This is a genomic window from Micromonospora sp. DSM 45708 (assembly GCF_039566955.1).
Taxonomy (GTDB): domain Bacteria; phylum Actinomycetota; class Actinomycetes; order Mycobacteriales; family Micromonosporaceae; genus Micromonospora.
On record NZ_CP154796.1, the window covers coordinates 2,341,875 to 2,359,079 of the forward strand.

The 17,205-nt window shown below is 75.2% G+C and carries 18 protein-coding genes; 14 read left to right on the top strand and 4 right to left on the bottom strand.

From position 1 onward, the window contains the following. Positions 1-29 precede the first annotated feature (29 nt). From VKK44_RS10325 to VKK44_RS10350, 6 genes are read left to right on the top strand one after another with little or no spacing between them, the layout of a single operon-like run. A complete protein-coding gene (locus VKK44_RS10325; protein ID WP_343446663.1) occupies positions 30-1,697 on the top strand; it encodes a serine protease in 1,668 nt (555 codons plus the stop codon). Then, complete coding sequence (locus VKK44_RS10330) at positions 1,694-3,928, top strand: serine/threonine-protein kinase (protein WP_343446664.1); 2,235 nt, start codon at positions 1,694-1,696, stop codon at positions 3,926-3,928. The genes VKK44_RS10325 and VKK44_RS10330 overlap by 4 nt, the downstream gene beginning before the upstream one ends. Positions 3,929-3,957: 29 nt before the next feature. Further along, positions 3,958-5,409 (top strand): vWA domain-containing protein, encoded by a 1,452-nt coding sequence (locus VKK44_RS10335; protein ID WP_343446666.1) that lies wholly within the window; start codon positions 3,958-3,960, stop codon positions 5,407-5,409. A gap of 35 nt (positions 5,410-5,444) precedes the next feature. Beyond that, positions 5,445-6,530, top strand: coding sequence for a hypothetical protein (locus VKK44_RS10340; RefSeq protein ID WP_343446667.1), 1,086 nt, complete (start codon positions 5,445-5,447; stop codon positions 6,528-6,530). Continuing rightward, a complete protein-coding gene (locus VKK44_RS10345) occupies positions 6,527-7,870 on the top strand; it encodes an ABC transporter substrate-binding protein (protein WP_343446669.1) in 1,344 nt (447 codons plus the stop codon). The genes VKK44_RS10340 and VKK44_RS10345 overlap by 4 nt, the downstream gene beginning before the upstream one ends. 15 nt (positions 7,871-7,885) lie before the next feature. Continuing rightward, the gene (locus VKK44_RS10350; protein WP_343446670.1) at positions 7,886-8,239 is read left to right on the top strand and encodes a CU044_2847 family protein; all 354 of its coding nucleotides are present in this window, start codon (positions 7,886-7,888) and stop codon (positions 8,237-8,239) included. Here VKK44_RS10350 and VKK44_RS30975 read toward each other — a convergent pair. Further along, entirely contained in the window at positions 8,175-8,510 is a 336-nt protein-coding gene (locus VKK44_RS30975; RefSeq protein ID WP_458351630.1) for a hypothetical protein, read from the bottom strand. The genes VKK44_RS10350 and VKK44_RS30975 overlap by 65 nt on opposite strands. Continuing rightward, positions 8,504-8,845, bottom strand: coding sequence for a TetR-like C-terminal domain-containing protein (locus VKK44_RS10360; RefSeq protein ID WP_343446671.1), 342 nt, complete (start codon positions 8,843-8,845; stop codon positions 8,504-8,506). The genes VKK44_RS30975 and VKK44_RS10360 overlap by 7 nt, the downstream gene beginning before the upstream one ends. A 269-nt stretch (positions 8,846-9,114) precedes the next feature. Between VKK44_RS10360 and VKK44_RS10365 the strand changes: the two genes are divergently transcribed. From VKK44_RS10365 to VKK44_RS10375, 3 genes are read left to right on the top strand one after another with little or no spacing between them, the layout of a single operon-like run. Continuing rightward, positions 9,115-10,398 carry a multidrug effflux MFS transporter gene (locus VKK44_RS10365; RefSeq protein WP_343446672.1) on the top strand — a complete coding sequence of 428 codons (1,284 nt, stop codon included), beginning with the start codon at positions 9,115-9,117 and terminating at the stop codon, positions 10,396-10,398. A 52-nt stretch (positions 10,399-10,450) separates the two neighbouring features. Further along, positions 10,451-10,621: a hypothetical protein gene (locus VKK44_RS10370; protein WP_343446673.1), complete on the top strand. Its 171-nt coding sequence runs from the start codon at positions 10,451-10,453 to the stop codon at positions 10,619-10,621. Positions 10,622-10,675: 54 nt separating this feature from the next. Next, complete coding sequence (locus tag VKK44_RS10375) at positions 10,676-11,617, top strand: acyltransferase domain-containing protein (protein ID WP_343446674.1); 942 nt, start codon at positions 10,676-10,678, stop codon at positions 11,615-11,617. Between the two features lie 28 nt (positions 11,618-11,645). On the opposite strand, the gene VKK44_RS10380 is transcribed toward VKK44_RS10375, so the two are convergent. Further along, entirely contained in the window at positions 11,646-12,185 is a 540-nt protein-coding gene (locus VKK44_RS10380) for a P-loop NTPase family protein (protein WP_343446675.1), read from the bottom strand. Then, positions 12,185-12,526, bottom strand: a complete 342-nt coding sequence (locus tag VKK44_RS10385; RefSeq protein WP_343446677.1) for a GlsB/YeaQ/YmgE family stress response membrane protein — start codon at positions 12,524-12,526, stop codon at positions 12,185-12,187. The genes VKK44_RS10380 and VKK44_RS10385 overlap by 1 nt, the downstream gene beginning before the upstream one ends. Before the next feature lie 216 nt (positions 12,527-12,742). Between VKK44_RS10385 and VKK44_RS10390 the strand changes: the two genes are divergently transcribed. From VKK44_RS10390 to VKK44_RS10410, 5 genes are all read left to right on the top strand, one after another. Then, the gene (locus tag VKK44_RS10390; protein WP_343446679.1) at positions 12,743-13,546 is read left to right on the top strand and encodes an endonuclease/exonuclease/phosphatase family protein; all 804 of its coding nucleotides are present in this window, start codon (positions 12,743-12,745) and stop codon (positions 13,544-13,546) included. Between the two features lie 169 nt (positions 13,547-13,715). Further along, positions 13,716-14,273 carry a hypothetical protein gene (locus VKK44_RS10395; protein WP_343446680.1) on the top strand — a complete coding sequence of 186 codons (558 nt, stop codon included), beginning with the start codon at positions 13,716-13,718 and terminating at the stop codon, positions 14,271-14,273. Between the two features lie 63 nt (positions 14,274-14,336). Further along, complete coding sequence (locus VKK44_RS10400) at positions 14,337-15,617, top strand: cytochrome P450 (protein WP_343446681.1); 1,281 nt, start codon at positions 14,337-14,339, stop codon at positions 15,615-15,617. A gap of 39 nt (positions 15,618-15,656) precedes the next feature. Beyond that, entirely contained in the window at positions 15,657-15,917 is a 261-nt protein-coding gene (locus VKK44_RS10405) for an acyl carrier protein (RefSeq protein ID WP_107155127.1), read from the top strand. After that, entirely contained in the window at positions 15,914-17,155 is a 1,242-nt protein-coding gene (locus tag VKK44_RS10410; protein WP_343447737.1) for a beta-ketoacyl-[acyl-carrier-protein] synthase family protein, read from the top strand. Before VKK44_RS10405 ends, VKK44_RS10410 begins: the two co-directional genes overlap by 4 nt. Positions 17,156-17,205 lie beyond the last annotated feature (50 nt).

Genomic DNA, 17,205 nt, shown 5'->3' on the forward strand with positions numbered 1-17,205 from the left:
ACCCGCATCGATCGACTACCGTGAGCAAAATGGCGGTGAATCACGGGAACGAGCCGTGGCCCGCCCGCATCCGTGGCCCGCACGGCGAGGTCCTCGGCGCCGGTCTGGCCGTCGACGACCGGCACGTGCTGACCTGCGCCCATGTCATCGCCGGGGGTGACGGCGCGGCCGACCCGCCCGCCGGTCCGGTCGACGTCGACCTCGTCGGCCAGCCCGGCGCCCCGACCACGTCGGCACGCGTCCTGCCCGACTGCTGGGTCCCACCGACCGTCGACGGGCGCGGTGACCTCGCGCTGCTGGAGCTGGCGACGCCGCTGCCGCACGGCCCGTTCGCGCCGCTGCGCCGGCTGCGGTCCTGGGGCCGTCGCGTGGTGATCTGCGGTTACCCGCAGACGCTGGAGCAGGGCGCCTACGTGCGGGCCCGGCTCCGCGGTCGCTCCGGAGCCGGCCGGGAACGGGTCCAGATGGACTCCCCGGCCACCGGGCCCCAGGTCGTCCAGGGGTTCAGCGGCGCCGCCGTGGTCGACGAGGTCACCGGGCACGTCGTCGGCATGGTGGTCAGCACCTACGACGACGCCGAGGGCGGTCGGGAGGCCGTCGCGGTCGGCGCGCCGGCCAGCGGCCTGTCCTGGATGATCCCGGTCGAGACGATCGTGCACCACCTGCCGTCCCTCCGCGACCGGGTGTCCGGGGAGCCCTCGGTGGACCTCGACTTCCTGCTGCCCGACCCGACCCCGGTGGACCCGTCGACCGCCCGCCGCATCGCCGACTTCTTCGGCCACCGGCTGCCGGCCAACGTGCTGGTCATGGTGACCGTCCATCCGGGTTCCGGCGCCGCCGCGGCGGTGCGTCGGGCGGCCGTCCGGTCCAGCCGGGAGTTCCGGCCGTCCGGCGGCCCGGCGGCCGGGCCGGACGACGACATCGCCGCGCCGCCGATCGGCAGCATCGACCTGGCCGTGGACGCGGCGGGCCGGAGCACCGGAGACCTGTCCCAGCGGATCGCCGACTGGTCCGGCCCGGCCGGTGGCGCGCCCGCCGGGCCACGCCCCGACGACGCGGAACCACCCCCGCGCGCGCTGATCATCAACAACATCGACGCCGCCGCCGAGCCGGAGAAGCTGCTCACCGAGGTGGTGCTGCCCCTGGTCGACCAGGCGCCCGCGCGTGACCTGCGGATGCTGCTGACCTTCCGCGGCGAGTCGGTCCCGCTGCGGACCGCCCTGCTGGCGCACCGCGTCGCCGCGCTCCGGTCCACCGAGGACGCCGCCCGCGCCGCGTACCGGGTGGTCGCGCCGCTGGTCGCCGACGCCCCGCCGGTCCCGGCCCGGGCGATCCGGCTGCGGGTCCGTCTCACCGCGCTGCGGGCCGCGGCCTCCCAGGGCGACGCGTCACTTCCCGGCCGGCTCGCCGACACCGAGCGGACGACCGACCGGGCGTTGCGTGAGGCCGAGTCGGTGCGGCAGCGGCTGGTGGCGATGCGGGACCACTGGGCGGAGCTGCGGGGGCGGCTCGACGCGTTCCTCGCCATGGCGGTGCGCCACGGGCTCTCCGAGGATCCCGGCCTCGGCCCCGGCCAGCGCCGGGCGCACGGGTTGTTCGTCGACGGTCCGTGCGACCTGGCGGCGGCCGAGGCGGCGGTCCGGGAGTACGGCGAGGCGCTGCTGGGCCGCATCGAGGCCGGCCGGGGTGCGGCGTGAGCCGGTGCACCCGGACCCCGGGCTGCCCGGGAACGGTGCTGCCGGACCTCGGCTACTGCGACGTCTGCGGGCTGGCCCCCGAGCCGGAGGCGCCGCCGGACCCGACGGTCGCCGGTCCGGCGGTCACGGTGCCCCGGCGCTCGACCCCGGGGGACAGCTGGACCGTGGCCGGTCTCGTGTCCCTGCCGGTCCTGACGTTCTCCTCCGACGCCACGGCCGGCGCGCCGCCCCGGGTGCCGGACGCGGCACGGTTCTGCCGCAACGGCCACCCGGTGGGCCGCAGCCGGGGCGGCCGGCCCGGCCTCGACCACGGGTTCTGCCCGCACTGCCGGGCGTCGTTCACCTTCGTCCCCGGCCTGTCCGCCGGGGACGTCGTGGCGGGCCGTTACGAGGTGCTGCGCTACCTGGCGCGGGGCGGCCAGGGCTGGGTCTACCTGGCCCGGGACGCCCACCAGGATCACATCGAGGTGGCCCTGAAGGGCGTGCTGCACGCCGACGACGAGCGGGCCCTCGCCGCCGCGGTCCAGGAGCGACAGTTCCTCAACTCACTGGACCACCCCAACATCGTGCGCAGCATCGACTTCGCCACCCACGACGATCCGGTCGCCGGGCCCACCGGCTACATCGTGATGGACTACCTCGACGGCATGTCGCTGCGCAAGCTGCTGGTCGCCGCCGCGGACCCCCGGCAACCCGACGTCACGCTGCCGCTGGACCACATCCTCGCCTACGGCCACGAGATCCTGGCCGCCCTGGACTACCTGCACCGGCGAGGGCTGCTCTACACCGACATGAAGCCGGACAACGTGATGCGCACCGCGGACCGCGTCAAGGTGATCGACCTGGGCGGGGTCCGGCGCGACGACGGCGGCGCGGCCGGGCTCGTCGGCTCGCCCGACTTCCTGGTCAGCGTGGCGGAACTCCAGACCCGGGGCGCGACCGTACGCTCCGACCTGTTCGCGCTCGGCCGGACGCTGGCCCAGTTGTTCGAGCACCGCACGCCCGGGCCGGACACCCCGGGCGCGGCGCCCGACGCACTGGGGGTCGAGTCGTTCGAGCGGCTCGTCGCGCGGGCCACCCACCCGGACTGGACCCGGCGGTTCGCCACCGCCGTCGAGATGTCCGAGCAGCTCCTGGGCGTGCTGCGGGAGATTATGGCGGGCGCGCCGGACCGGCGACAGGCCGAGCCGGTCTCGCTGTTCCGACCCTCCGCCCGGCTGCTCGACGCGGGCCTCGGGCTGGTGCCTCCGCTGCACACCTGGACGGGCGGGCACGACAGCGCGGTGCTCGACGACGGCCGTCCCGCCGCCACCGTGGTGGCGCGCGGCCTGCCGGCGCCCCGGCCCGACCCGGACGACCCGGCCGTCGACGAGTTGGGCGCCGTGGAGGCGCCGGACGCGCAGAGTCTGCTCAACAAGCTCGCCACGGTGCCGCACGCGTCGGTGGAGGTCGAGCTGAGCCGCTGTCGGGCGTACCTCGACCTGGCCGATCCGTCGGCGGCTCACGCCGCGCTGGCCGCCGCCGTGACGATCCTCGGCGCCCGGGCGGGCACGGACTGGCGGATCGCCTGGCACCAGGGGCTGCTGGCGCTCGCCGCCGACCGGATCGACGAGGCCGCCCGACAGTTCGACGCCGTCTACGCCGACATCCCGGGCGAGATCGCCCCGAAGCTCGCGCTCGGCTACTGCGCCGAACGGCGCGGCCAGGCCGGGCCGGCGGCCCGCTACTACGCCGCGGTCTGGCGGCGTGACCCGTTCCAGGCCAGCGCCGCCTTCGGGCTGGCCCGGCTCCGGCTGGCGGTGACCGACCGCGCCGGTGCCGTGGCCCTGCTCGACGAGGTCCCCGCGTTGTCCCGACACCACGACGCGGCCCGGATCGCGGCGGTGCGGGTGCTCGCGTCCCGGCTGCCCGGCGGGCCGCCCACCGCCGCCGAGCTGAACCAGGCCGTGGACCGGCTGGCGTCGGTGCACCTCGACGGCGGGGAAGGGCACGGCGAGTCGCGCGACCGGCTGACCGCGGCGATCCGGGAGGCGGCGCTGGACCTGATCCGGTCCGGCGGCGCGGCCGGCCTGGCCGGGGGTGCGGTGTGGGGCGAGCCACCGACCGAGCGGACCGTGCGGGACCTGCTGGGCGGGTCCTACCGGGTCCTCGCCCAGCAGGCCCACCGCGTCGAGGACCACAACGTGCTGATCGACCGGGCGAACGCCGTCCGGCCCCGGACCCGATGGTGACCGACCGACCTGAACGGAGCGTGGCACGGGTGGACACCGGCATCGAGTTCAGCCTGGAGGTCAACCAGAACCGGTACCTGCCGGCCGGCGGCACGCAGATGCACGCCATCGTCTCGGTCACCGGGCAGTGGGCGACCGGCGACGACGGGCGACCGGTCCGGCCCGAGCCACCGCGGCTGGCCGAGGTGCTGGTGATCGACTGCTCCGGGTCGATGGCCGACCCGCCGACCAAGATCGCGGCGGCGCGACGGGCCACCGCCGCGGCGATCGACGTGCTGCCCGACGGCGTGCGGTTCGCCGTGGTCGAGGGCACCCACCAGGCACGCGTGGTCTATCCGCCGGAGCCGGGGCTGGTCACCGCGTCGGCGCAGACCCGGCAGCGGGCCAAGGCCGTGGTCGCCCGGCTCGCCGCCGCCGGTGGCACGGCGATGGGCAGCTGGTTGGCGGCGGCGCGGGACCTGCTGCCCCGGCAGCCGTCGATGATCTGTCACACGCTGCTGCTCACCGACGGCATCAACCAGCACGAGACCGAGGCGGAACTCGACCGGGTGCTGCGGACCTGCGCCGGCCGCTTCACCTGCGACGCGCTGGGCGTCGGGGACGGATGGCGCCCCCGGGACCTGCTGCGGATCGCCGCCGCGCTGAGCGGCACCGCCGAGGCGGTGCGCCGCCCGGCCGAGCTGGAGGCGGGCTTCCGGGAGACGATCCGCGCCGCGACGGCCAAGCTCCAGCCCGCCGTGCGGATCCGCGTGCGGACGCTGCCGTACGCCCGGGTGGCGTTCGTCAAGCAGGCCCGGCCGGCCGTCATGGACCTCACCGAGTACGCGGAACGCGTCGACGACCGGACGGTGGAGTTCGCCGCCGGAGCGTGGGGCGTCGAGCGCCGGGAGTACCACCTCTGCCTCGACGTGACGGCGCCGGACGCGGTGCTGGACCAGGACCGGCTGGCCGCCCGGGTGGACCTGATGGTCGACGGGGAGCCGCGCACCGCGCCGGCGACCGTGCTGGTGAACTGGACCGACGACCTGGTCAAGTCCGCCCGACTGGACCCCGGCGTCTCCCAGGTGACCGGGCAGGAGCAGGTGCGCCACGCCATCGACGCCGGCTGCGACGCGTACGACCGGGGCGATCTGACCGGGGCGCACGCGCAGTGGGCCCGGGCGGTCGAACTGGCGACGGCCACGCGCGACGAGGCGGCGTTGGAGCAACTGCGTTACCTCGTCGAGATCGAGCCCGACGGTGTGGTCCGGCTCAGGCCGAATCTCAGCCGCACCGACGTGATCGTCAGCTCCGTCATGTCCAGCCAGGTCGTGCCCGGCGGTGACCCGCCCGCGCCGTCGGTGCCGCCCGGGCCGCGGCGGGTGGACGCGGACCGGCTCTGCGGCAACTGCGGCTGGTGGTCACCGTCGGACGCGACCTTCTGCGAGCGGTGCAGCCACGACCTGGACGACAGGGGTCCGGTCGGGCGGGCGGAGGCGTGACGGCGGAGCGCTCCTCCGGGCCGTCGGCTCGGCGGGTGAGCGGCACCCGCCGTACCCTGGTGCGGCTGCGGGCGGCGTTGCTCGCCGCCACCGCGCTCGCGCTCGCCGGCTGCCTGGCGGTCTTCCTCGGCGTCGCCCGGACGGCCGACGCTGCCGCCGACCGCTCCGTCCCGGCGGTCCTCGCCGTCTACGACGCGCAGAACGCGTTGCTGCGGGCGCACGCCGCGGCGGTGCGGAACCTCACCGTCGGCGGCGTGGTGCTGGGCGGGCCGGGCGTGGAGTACCAGCGCCAGATCGCCGGCGCCGGCCAGTACCTCACCCTGGTCGCCGAGAACAACGCGGCCGGCGACGACGGGACCCGGGACATCCAGACGGTGGAGGCGCTCCTGGTGACGTACACCGGTCTGATCGAGCAGGCCGACGCGCGTTACCGGGAGGCCGACCTGCACACGCTCGGTGCGGTCGCGCTACGGGACGCGGCGAGCCTGCTCAACGACATCATGGGGCTGCTCGACACGCTGCGGGGCAAGCAACTCGCCGTCCTCGACCAGCAGGTGGACACCGGCTGGAGCGATCCGGTCACCGCCCTGGCCTGGCTGGTGCCGCTGGTCGTGCTCGGGGTGCTGCTGGTGCTGGCGCAGGGCTACCTGTCCCGGCGGTTCCGGCGGACCTGGAACCTCCCGCTCCTGCTGGCCACCGTGGCGACGGTGGGCCTGGTGCTGCTGACCTCGCTGAGCCTGCGCTCGGCCGGGCAGCTCGACCAGGTTCGAGGGGACCTCCAGGCGGTGCACGACGGCCGGCAGGTCCAGCTCGACGAGGTACGCGCCGACGCGGCGATCCGACTCGCCGACGCGGTGCGCGCAGAGTGCGAGTCGGCGTGCGCCACCGTGCTGGCGGCGATCGAGCAGGACGCCCGCAACGCCCCGGGACCACCGCCGGATCCGGACGCCGCGGCCCAGGCGGAGACGGAGGCGGAGGCGAGGACCGTGGCCCGCGCCGGCCGGGCCGCCGACAGCCGCCAGGTGGAGTACGTCCTGCCGGTGCTGGCGCTCGGCATCGTGGTGCTGGTCCTCACCGGATTCCAGCCCCGCCTCGCGGAATACGGATACCGGGCGTCGTGACCGGCCGTGGTGGAGTTTCGCGGGCGGCGCTGGCCCTGGCCCTGACGCTGCTGGCCGGTGTCGGCCTGATCGGCTGCGCCGACGACGAGCCGGCCGGACGCGTGACGGTGCTCGGCTCGTGGACCGGCGACGAGGAGACGACCTTCCGCGCGGTGCTCGCCCGGTTCGAGGAGGAGACCGGCATCCGGGCGGAGTACCAGGGGCACCGGGACGTCAGCCAGGTGTTGCAGGCGGGGATCGAGCGGCAGCGACCGCCCGACGTGGCGGTCCTGCCCCGGTTGAACGACCTTCAGCGCTACGTCAACGAGGACGCCGTACGACAGTTGGACGGGGTCACCGGGTTGACCGACGACCCGGCCGCCGGCCGCCAGCTCATCCGCCTCGCCGCCCGGACCGGGTCGGACGACGCCCCGACGCGGGTGTACGCCGTCGCCATCGCCACCCACCTCAAGAGCGTGTTCTGGTACGACCGGGCGCGGGCGGCGACCACCGGCCTGCGGCAGCCGCCGAGGACGTGGGACGAGCTGGTCGACCGGGCCCGGACCGTCCGGGACGGTGGCGGGGTGCCGTGGTGCCTGGGCCTGAGCTCCCCACCGGTCTCGGGGTGGCCGGGCACCGACTGGATCGAGGACATCATGCTGCACCGGTCCGGGCAGCGGGTGTACGAGTCGTGGACCCGGGGCGACCTGGCCTGGAACTCCCCGCAGGTGCGCGACGCCTGGCGGACCTGGGGGCAGTTGCTGAGCGCCACCTCGTCGCCGGAGGCCAGGCGGGCCGGCCTGTTCTCCACGTGGACCGAGGCGGGCGCCGGCCTGTTCGACGCGCGGGGCGGCTGCCACCTGGATCACCAGGCGTCCTTCGCGGTCCGCGAGTACCGCAAACCGCCGCAGAGCGCGGGGGACCGCGTCGACTTCTTCCCCACGCCACCGATCGGCTCGGCGGACACCGGCGGGTTGCAGGAGGTGTCCGACGACATCGCCGCCATGTTGCGGGACACCGGACCGGCCCGGAAGCTGATGGCGTTCCTGGCCTCGGAGTCGGCGCAGCAGGTCTGGCGCCGCGCCAGCGGCGGGCTCTTCTTCAGCCGGCGTGGGCCCGCGGACTCCTATCCCGATCAGGTCACCGGCAGGGTCGCGGCCCGGCTCGGCACCGGAACCCTGTGCTGGGACGGGTCGGACCTGCTGCCGGCGCCGGTGGCGACCGCGTTCGAGCGGGCCGCCCTGGTCTACCTGCACCAGCCCGAGCGCCTCGACGAGCTGCTCAAGGAACTCGACGGGGTGGCCGGCACGGTGGCCCGCACCGATTGGATGGATCTGCGCTGCCACCCGGCGGCCGAGTGACAGGGGATGTGACGGATGACCGAACTACGGCGGTTCGACCTCGAGAGCGGCGGCTCGGTGGTGGTCGAGGTCGACGGCAAGCCCGGGATGACCCCGGCGGCCAACGCGGGCAAGGTGGTCCGCGAGGCGGGAGCGACGTTCGACCGGGCCCTGTCGGAGGTTCGCGACGCCGCCTCCGCCGCGCTCGGCCAGTTCCAGTCGATGGTCCACCGGCCGGACGAGGTCGAGATCGTGTTCGGGGTCCAGGTGACCGCCGACGCCGGCGCCGTGATCGCGCGTACCGGGGTGCAGGGGCAGTTGACGGTCACGCTGCGCTGGAAGCGCGGCTCGGGTCCGGGGCCGGCGGCGGGGGCCGGTCCGACCGGGTGAGCGCCGCCGCGACCGGGACGGCGGACCGGTCGAGCCGGGCGACCTGACCGGGTCCGGACCGTGCGTCCCGTCCGGAACAGGCGGGCGAGGAGGCGGACGGCCCGTTGCTGTCCGTCGGACGGCAGGTCGTGGTAGCGATGGAGGACAGGTGGTTGGCGGCCAGGATCACCGGCCCGTGCCGCGGCACGTTGTCCCGCCCCTCGACCACCGGCCGGAAGGCCAGCCTGCCGAGCGGGGCCAGCAGCAGCCGGGTGCCGGTCTGCGTCAGCACGTGATCCTCCGACCGAGGTGGGCCGCCACCGCGGCGCGCAGCAGCGGCTCGACATCGTCGCTGCGCACCATCGTCTGGAGGCTGCCCCACTGCCGTAGTTCGGCGATGCCGTGCAGGTTGGCCCAGAGCGCGCCGGCGACGACCGGCGGCTCCGGGCCGTCGGCCGCGTCGGGCCGGGCCCGGGAGACCAGGTCGACCAGGACGCCGAAGAGTTCCTCGCTGGCGTCCCGCAGACCGATGCCGTTGCCCCGCAGCAGGTCGTGCCGGAACATGAGTTCGAACATGCCGTGGTTGGTGTGCGCGAAGCGCAGGTAGAGCCGGCCCAGGGCGAGCACCTGGTCGTACGGATCCGGCTCGGTGCCGCCGATCGTCCCGGCGACCTCCGCGCTGAGCTGCTGGTATCCCTCCCGGGCGATGGCCGCGAGCAGGGCGAGGTGGACTGTCTACCAGCATCCGCAGACAGTGTCTACGAGCCCTGGCCGCAGTGACCCGCGTTACCTCTCGGCCAGGCGGGAATCAGGTCGCCGCCGCCGCATTTGAATCGAGGTGTGACTACCGCACCGAACCCCGCCCGGCCGCGCCCTGACCGGGCGGAGGCCCCCCGATGACCGATGTCCGTGCCGACAAGCTGTCGACGCCCGGTGACCTGACGCCCGGTGACCTGATGAGCCGCGGGCAACGGCTACGGCTCGTGCTGGTCCTCGGTTCGCTGATCGCGGTGGGACCCCTGACGATCGACATGTACCTGCCCGCGCTGCCGGCGATCGTCGAGGACTTCGCGACCACCTCGGCGGCGGTCCAGCTCACGCTCACCGGCACCCTGGCCGGTCTTGCCCTCGGCCAACTCCTGATCGGCCCGCTGTCGGACGCCGTCGGCCGGCGACGCCCGCTGATCGCCGGGCTCGTCCTGCACGTCGTCGCGTCGTCGCTCTGCGTCGTCGCGCCCAACGTCGCGGTCCTCGGGGCGCTGCGCGTGGTGCAGGGCCTCGGCGTCGCCGCCACCGCGGTGGTCGCGATGGCCGTGGTCCGCGACCTGTTCAGCGGCGCGGCGTTCGCCACCCTGCTGTCCCGGCTGCTGCTGGTGATGGGGGCGGCGCCGATCCTCGCACCGACCCTCGGCGGCGGGGTGCTGCGCTGGACGGACTGGAGCGGCGTCTTCGTCGTGCTGGCCGTCTTCGGCGTGCTACTGGTCGTGGTCGCCGCGCTCGGCCTGCCGGAGACGCTGCCGCCTGCGCGTCGCCGGCGCGGCGGCGTCCTCGCGACCGGGTCGCTGTACGCGTCGCTGCTGCGCGACCGCGTCTTCGTGGGCCTGGTCCTGGTGGCCGGCCTCGCGATGGCGGCGCTGTTCGCGTACGTGGCCGGCTCGTCGTTCGTCCTGCAACAGGGGTACGGGCTCGACGAGCAGCAGTTCGGGCTGGCGTTCGGCGCGGGCGCGGTGGGACTGATCGGGGCGACCCAGTACAACGTCCGGCTGCTGCGCCGCTTCCCGCCGCAGCGGATCCTGGTCGCCGCCCTGTGCGCGGGGACGCTGGCCGGGCTGGCGCTGGTGGTCTTCGCCGTGACCGACGTCGGCGGGCTGCCCGCGTTGCTGGTGTCGTTGTGGCTGGTGCTGGCGGCGGCCGGCCTGGCGATGCCGAACGCGCCGGCGCTGGCGCTGTCCCGGCACGGCGAGGCGGCCGGCACCGCGTCCGCGTTGCTGGGCGCCGTGCAGTTCGGCGTCGGCGCGGTGGCCGCGCCGCTGGTGGGCGTGCTGGGCACCGGCGCGGTGGCGATGGCCCTGGTGGTGGCCGGCGGCATGGTGGCGGCGCTGGTGGTGCTGCTGGTCGTGGTGCGACCGGCCCGGCTCGCCGACCTGGAGCCCGCGCCGGCGGTCGTGGCCGTGCACTGACGACCGGCGGCCGTCCCGGGCGGTCGGGGCGAAGTCGTCGGATACTTGGCCGATGACGAACCCCGACCTCGACCCCGAGCTGTACCCACCGATCGATCCACACGAGGACGTGCCGGACGACCCGGGGGAGCTGCTCCCGGACACGCCGGACGTCCTGCCGGAGGCGCCGGCCGAGCCGATGCCCGACGACGGGGAGCCCGGCGGCGTGCCGGAGCCGGCCTGACCGGCCCGGGCACGGGCCTGTCCCGACGACCGCACCGCCGGTAGGGTCGTCCGGGTGGATCTGGACGACATCGCCGGCCGGCTCGGAGTGCCGGTCGAGGACGTCGAACGCGTGCACCGGCTCGCCGGCGACCGGCCGTCGGCGCCGCTGCCGGCCAGGGCCGACGCGCCCGCGATCCTCGACCGGCTCGGGGTCCGGCCGGACGACGCCGCCGAGATCATGGCGGGTTGGCCCGACGCCGGCTCCCCGCTGTGGACCCCGGAGCTGCGCTGGCTGCTCGACCGCTCGATCGCCCTGGTGCGCGCCGATCTCGGAGGCCACGACTGGCTGCCGCCCGGTCCGGCCCTGCCACGCGAGCGGGGCCCGGCCTGGCGGCACCTCTACGTGTACGCGTACCTGGCCCTGGTCGACGTGGTCACCGCGTACCACCGTGACCACGGCATCGACGACGCGGTGACCCGGGCGACCCTCGCCGACCTGGGCCGCAACCTGGCGATCGACAGGCGGATGGCCGGCGAGGGCTGGCCGGTCATGCAGAGCTGGCTGACGCTGCACGCCCGCGGCGGGCTCTACGAGCTGGGTCGGCTCCAGCACCAGCGGGGCGACACCATCGGCCTGCACATCCCCGAGGCGGGGCCGCTGAGCCCGGCGGCCGTCGACGCGTCGCTCGACCGGGCGCGGGCGTTCTTCCCGCGCCACTTCCCCGAGGAGCGCCACACCGAGTTCTCCTGCGGCTCCTGGCTGCTCGACCCCCAGTTGCGGGAACACCTGCCCGAGGATTCGCACATCGTCCGGTTCCAGCGGCGCTTCGAGCTGGAGCCGTACGAGGAGCCGGAGGGCATCGACGCCGACGTCGAGGTGCTGCGGTTCGTGTTCCGCACCCTGACCACGCCGCTCGACCGGCTGGAGCGCCGCACCGCGCTCCAACGCGCGGTCGTCGACCACCTGCGGGCCGGTGGCCACTGGCGCTGGCGTCGCGGCCGTTTCCCGTTCTGACGACACCCGAGGGGCGACGCCGGCGCGGTCAGTGGGGGAGGGTCGACGGCAGGCCGGCCAGCCATCGGTCCAGGTCCGCCGGGCTGCGGAACAGCAGCACCGGTGGCCCGGCCGGATCGGCCTGCCAGGCACGCATCCGCCGCCGGGCCCGACCGAACGCGGTGACGTGCCACACCAGGATCGAGTCCCGGGACAGCACGCTGCGCAGCGACTCGCGGTTGCCGTTGCAGATCTCCTCGCCGCTGACCAGCCGGCCGGCGGTACGCCGCAGCAACCGCCAGAAGGAGAGCGCACGCGGATAGTCCAGGCCCACCACCAGGTCGGCGCGGGCCAGCACCACGTCCCGCCACCCGTGGTACGCCCCGTCCAGGATCCACCGCTCGGCCCGGCAGACCGCCTCGATCCGGCGGCGCTGCTCGGCGACCGGAACCTCCACCCAGCCGGGTTGCCACAGCAGGTCGTCGACCGGGCACCAGGGCAGCGCGAGCCGCTCGGCCAACCGCGCCGCCACTGTGGACTTGCCGGCGCCGTACACGCCGTAGACCAGGATCCGGGCCGGTGCCGGCATCAGCTCCCGGCCTTGCCGCGGGCGGTCCGCCGGCGGTGCTCCTCGTCGCCGCCGGCGAGCCGGGTGAAGGTGAGCGCGTTCGCCGCCGCGACGCCGACCACCGCGAAGCCGACCTGTAGCGCGAGCACGATCCAGTCCCACCGCAGCATCCACAGCCGCACCGGCGCGTCGTCGGCGATGCCGACCCAACGGGCGACCACCGTGCCGAGCACCGCCGCGCCGACGCCGATGACGAACGTGGCGAAGACGCCGATCCGTTGCCGGCCCGGCAGCACCAGCCGCCCGAGCAGGCCGATGAGGGCGCCGATGAGCACCGCACCCAGGTAACCACTCACGAGCATCCGCCGTCACTCCTCCCACCGGTTGCGGGCATTCATGCCCGCCCACCGCACCACCGGAAACCCCGGGCCCGTCGAGCCGGCCGGCGACGGTGCGGGCCGGGGCGCCGTCGTCGCGTCGGCACGTAGGATCGCGGACACCCGCCGAAACCGCCACCCCCCGCCGGAGTTCCGCTGCCCGAGTCGCCAGCACCCCGCGTCGCCCGGCGTCCGCGCCGGGTGCTGACCCTCGTGTTCCTGCTCGTCGTGGCCGGGCTGCCCGCCGGGTCGTCGACCGCCGGCGGCAGCGGGCCGGGCACCCTCCGGGTGCTCCAGATGAACCTCTGCAACAGCGGGCGTGCCGGCTGCTACACCGGCGGATCCGTCCGGCGGGCCGCCGAGGTGCTCGCCGCCGAGCAGCCCGACGTGGTCACGCTCAACGAGATCTGCCGGGACGACGTGGACACCCTGGAGCGCGCCCTCGCCGCCACCCGCCCCGGCGGCCGGATCGTCGGCGCCTTCCAGCCGGCCGGCGACCGCCCCAGCCGCGCCGCCACCCGCTGCGACAACGACCAGCAGTACGGGATCGGGCTGCTGGCCCGGCTCGACGCGCGCGACGCCCGGTCCGGCGTGTACCGCGGGACCTATCCGGCGCAGGACCTCGCGGACCCCGAGGAGCGGGTGTGGCTCTGCCTCCACGCCGCCGCGCTGCACGCCTGCACCACGCACCTGGCGAACACCGACGGCGCCGTCGCGCTGGCCCAGTGCGCGCAGCTGCTCGGTGCCGTGGTGCCGGCGATCCGCCGCGGCGCCGGGTACGACCCGACCGTGCTCGGCGGCGACCTGAACCTCCGCGCGGGAGGCGCACCTGACGTGCGGTCGTGCGTACCGTCGGGCTACCGGCGCGTCGACGACGGCGCCCGGCAGCAGATCATGGCGACGACCGACGTGGCCATCTGTTGCCGCCGATCGGTGGACATGGGCGGAACGACGGACCATCCGGCGTTGGTGGCCACCCTGATGCTCGGCCGGCCACCGGGTTGACGGACGGCCGGTGCCACCGCCGGTCGAGGTCAGGCAAGCCGGGCGACCAGCGTGGGCGGCGCCACCGCCCGGTACGCCCGCCGGATGGTCATCGACCCGCTGTACGGCACCGGGCGGGCGCGGTTGGCACGGGGGCCTACCCTGCGGGGTCCCCGAGACGGAGGTGACGATGCGCCGGCTGCTGGCCCTGGTGACGATCCTGACGGTCGTCCGTACCACGCTGCTGACCGAGGAGAGTCGGCCCGACCCCCGGGCCTTCCGCCGGTACGAGCCGCCGGGCGAGCTGACCGCGGCCGAGCGCGACTACCTGAGCTGGGCCCAGCACCACGTCGCGGGCGTGGTGCGGGTGGCCCGGGTCCGCTCGATCCGGCACCACTGTCTCGCCCTCGGCTCCGGCCTGTCGGCGCTCGCGGTGCCGATGGCGCTCGCCGTGGCGGCGCCCGCCTGGGTACCGGCGGTGCTCGGGTTCGTCGCCGCCGCCGGGCAGCTCGGCCAACAGGTCCTGCGGGACCGCGAGCAGTCGCTTCTCGGGCACCAGCAGGCGGTGCGGTTGCAGAAGGCGCTGCGGGTGTTCCACAGCGAGTCGGACGGGCCGCTGTCCGCCGCCGAGCTGAGGCGGCGGTTCCGGTCCTTCCGGGACACGTTCGAGACGACCAAGGAGGAGTACGGCGCCCCGATCCTCGCCGTCCGTGGGCAGGAACCAGCGCCGGTGACGGGGCGGGCCTGACACCGTGGACAGCCCCACGGGGCGAGTCTATGGTCAGGCGCATCGATGTCCCGAGGAGCGGCCATGGGTGTCTCCATCTCCCTCGACGATCTGCTCGGCGAGGAGGTGAGGCGCGACCCGTACCCGTTCTACGCGAGGCTGCACGGGATGGGCGAGGCCGTCGCGTTCCGGCCCGGCGAACCACACGCCCTGGTCGTCCACGGCTACCAGGCGGTCCACCGGGTGCTGCGGGATCCGGTCTTCCGGGTGCTCGGTGCGGAGTTCCTGGACCGGGCCGGCACCCGCTGGCGCGAGCACCCGGTGACCCGGATCCTCCAGACGTCGATGCTCAACGCCGCGCCCGGCGACCACCTCCGGGTCCGGCGCCTGTTCGGCCAGGCGTTGACCCCACGCCGGGTCGCCGCCCTGGAGCCGGCGATCACGCGGATCGCCGACCGCCTGCTCGACCGGCTCGCCGCGGCCGGCGCGGACGGACGGCCGGTCGACTTCATGGGCGGTTTCGCGCTCACCCTGCCCAGCGACGTCGTCGGCGAGCTGCTGGGGGTGCCGGAGCGGGACCGGGCCTGGTTCCCGTCCCGGGTGCGCACGTTCGACGCGGTGCTGGAGATCGGCCGTCGGTCGATGCGGGAGGTGCGGGCCGCCAACGTCGCGGCGACGGAGTTGACCGCGTACTTCACCGAACTGCTGGCCGCGCGCCGGGACCGGCCGCGCGGGGATCTCGTGTCGGCGCTCGTGCGGATCCGTGACCGCGACCCCGACCAGCTCTCCGCCGACGAGCTGCTGGCCAACCTGATCATCATGTACAACGCCGGGTTCCGGACCACCGCGAACCTGCTCGGCAACGGTCTGGTCCTGCTCGTGGCGCGACCGGACGCGCGGTCCGCGCTGCGCGCCGACCCGTCGCTCGCCCCGGCGTACGTCGAGGAGATCCTCCGGTACGAGCCGCCGGTGCACTTCGCGCTCCGGTACGCCGCGGCGGACACCGAGGTCGCCGGGCTGCCGGTGCCGGCCGGGCGGACCGTGGTGGTGTTGACCGGCGCCGCCAACCGGGACCCGCGTCGTTTTCCCGACCCGGACGTGTTCGATCCGTCCCGGGTGGACAACCGTCACCTGGCGTTCAGCGCCGGGCCGCACCACTGCTTCGGGGCGGCCCTCGCCCGGGCGGAGGGCCGGCTGGTCCTGCCTCTCCTGCTGGACCGCTTCCCGGCGCTGGCGCTCGCCGCCGAGCCCGGCGAGCGGCGTCAGCTCATGCTGCGCGGGTACGACAGCCTGCCGGTGCGTCTCACGCCGCCGGGGCCGGCGGTCCACCGGCCGGTCGGGACCTTGCCAAACCATGCCGATTGAGTAAGGTCGATTCCACGCTGGGGAAAGGACACACCGGTCATGACCGATGAGATCCGCGCGTTCCTGCTCGCTGCCCTGACCGAGATGAAGTACGACGTCGACGACGTCGACGACGACACCGTCTTCGGCCCGGCCGGCCTGGACGTGGACTCGCTCGGCCTCGCCGAGCTGGCGGTCCGGGTGGAGGACCGGTTCGGCGTGGCGTTCGACGACGACGAGGCCGAGATGCTCGCGATGATGACGCTCGGCGAGTTCTCCCGGACGGTGGCCCAGCGCATCCAACCGGCCTCGGCGCACTGAGCGTGCGCGAGGGCGCGACGATCACCGGCATCGGGCTGGTGAGCCCGGTCGGCTCGACCGCCGCCGAGGTGTTCGACGCGGTGTGCGACGGCCGCTCGGGGCTGTCCCGGCCGCCGGAGGGCCATCCGGTGCACGGGGTGGTCGACGTCGCGGCGATCGCCCCGCCGATCGACCCGGCCTCCGTGCTGCCCGGCCCGGAGTCCCGCGTCGTGGACCGGTCGATCGTCATGGCGTTGCGCGCGGCCGGGGACGCGTTGGCCGACGCCGGCCTGCGGGTCGGTCGGGACGTCGACCCGTACCGGGTGGCGGTCGTGGTCTCCGGCGTCGGCGGCCTGTCCACGCTGGCCGACCAGGTGTTGCAGCGGGCCGAGCGCGGCCGGTTCGGCGTCAGCCCCTACATGCTGCCCGGCACGCTGCCGAACATGGCCGCGGCACGCGTCGCCATCACGTTCGGCATCCGTGGCTACACCTCGTCGATCGGCACGGCGTGCGCGGCCGGCGCCCAGTCGGTCGGGGAGGCGCTGCGCATCCTGCGCGCCGGCGAGGCGGACGTGGTGCTGTGCGGATGCGCCGAGGCGCCGCTGTTCCCGACGTTCGCCGACGCGTTCGGCAACGCCCGGGCGCTGGCCCGTGGCTGGGCCGACCCGACCGCCGCGAGCCGGCCGTTCGACCGTCGCCGCAACGGCCTCGTGCTCGGCGAGGGCGCCGGCGTGCTGGTGCTGGAACGCGCCGCACACGCCGCCGCGCGGGGCGCCCGCCGCCACGCCGACGTGCTCGGCTGGGGCGCGACGAACGACGCGTACCATCCGACCACCCCCCGACCCGACGGCTCCGGCGCGGCGCACTGCGTGCGGATGGCTGTGCGCGACGCCGGCCTGCACCTCGACGACATCGGGTACGTCAACGCCCATGGCACCAGCACCAAGGCCGGCGACGCCGCCGAGCTGGCCGCGCTCCGCGACGTCTACGGCGCGCACCCGCCGCCGCTGAGTTCGACGAAGGGCGTGACCGGGCACATGCTCGGCGTCTCCGGCGTCATCGAGGCGGCCATCGGCGTCGAGGCGCTCCGGCGGGGCCTGCTGCCGCCCACGCACAACCTCGACGACCCGGACCCGGCCGGCGACGTCGACCACATCCGCGAGCAGCCCCGCGCGGTCGCGGTGGACGCGGTGCTGTCCAACTCGTTCGGCTTCGGCGGCCACAACGTCAGCCTCGTCCTGGGCCACCCCACCACCTGACCCGCACCCCTCCACCCGCACCCCCACCCCTTTTTGCGCGCGCGGATTCC

Excerpts from the sequence above, each read along its gene's own strand:
- VKK44_RS10350 (WP_343446670.1), top strand. The coding sequence starts at position 7,886 with ATGACCGAACTACGGCGGTTCGACCTCGAGAGCGGCGGCTCGGTGGTG.
- VKK44_RS10380 (WP_343446675.1), bottom strand. The coding sequence starts at position 12,185 with ATGCCGGCACCGGCCCGGATCCTGGTCTACGGCGTGTACGGCGCCGGC.
- VKK44_RS10365 (WP_343446672.1), top strand. The coding sequence starts at position 9,115 with ATGACCGATGTCCGTGCCGACAAGCTGTCGACGCCCGGTGACCTGACG.
- VKK44_RS10325 (WP_343446663.1), top strand. The coding sequence starts at position 30 with ATGGCGGTGAATCACGGGAACGAGCCGTGGCCCGCCCGCATCCGTGGC.
- VKK44_RS10385 (WP_343446677.1), bottom strand. The coding sequence starts at position 12,526 with ATGCTCGTGAGTGGTTACCTGGGTGCGGTGCTCATCGGCGCCCTCATC.
- VKK44_RS10400 (WP_343446681.1), top strand. The coding sequence starts at position 14,337 with ATGGGTGTCTCCATCTCCCTCGACGATCTGCTCGGCGAGGAGGTGAGG.
- VKK44_RS10405 (WP_107155127.1), top strand. The coding sequence starts at position 15,657 with ATGACCGATGAGATCCGCGCGTTCCTGCTCGCTGCCCTGACCGAGATG.
- VKK44_RS10370 (WP_343446673.1), top strand. The coding sequence starts at position 10,451 with ATGACGAACCCCGACCTCGACCCCGAGCTGTACCCACCGATCGATCCA.
- VKK44_RS10395 (WP_343446680.1), top strand. The coding sequence starts at position 13,716 with ATGCGCCGGCTGCTGGCCCTGGTGACGATCCTGACGGTCGTCCGTACC.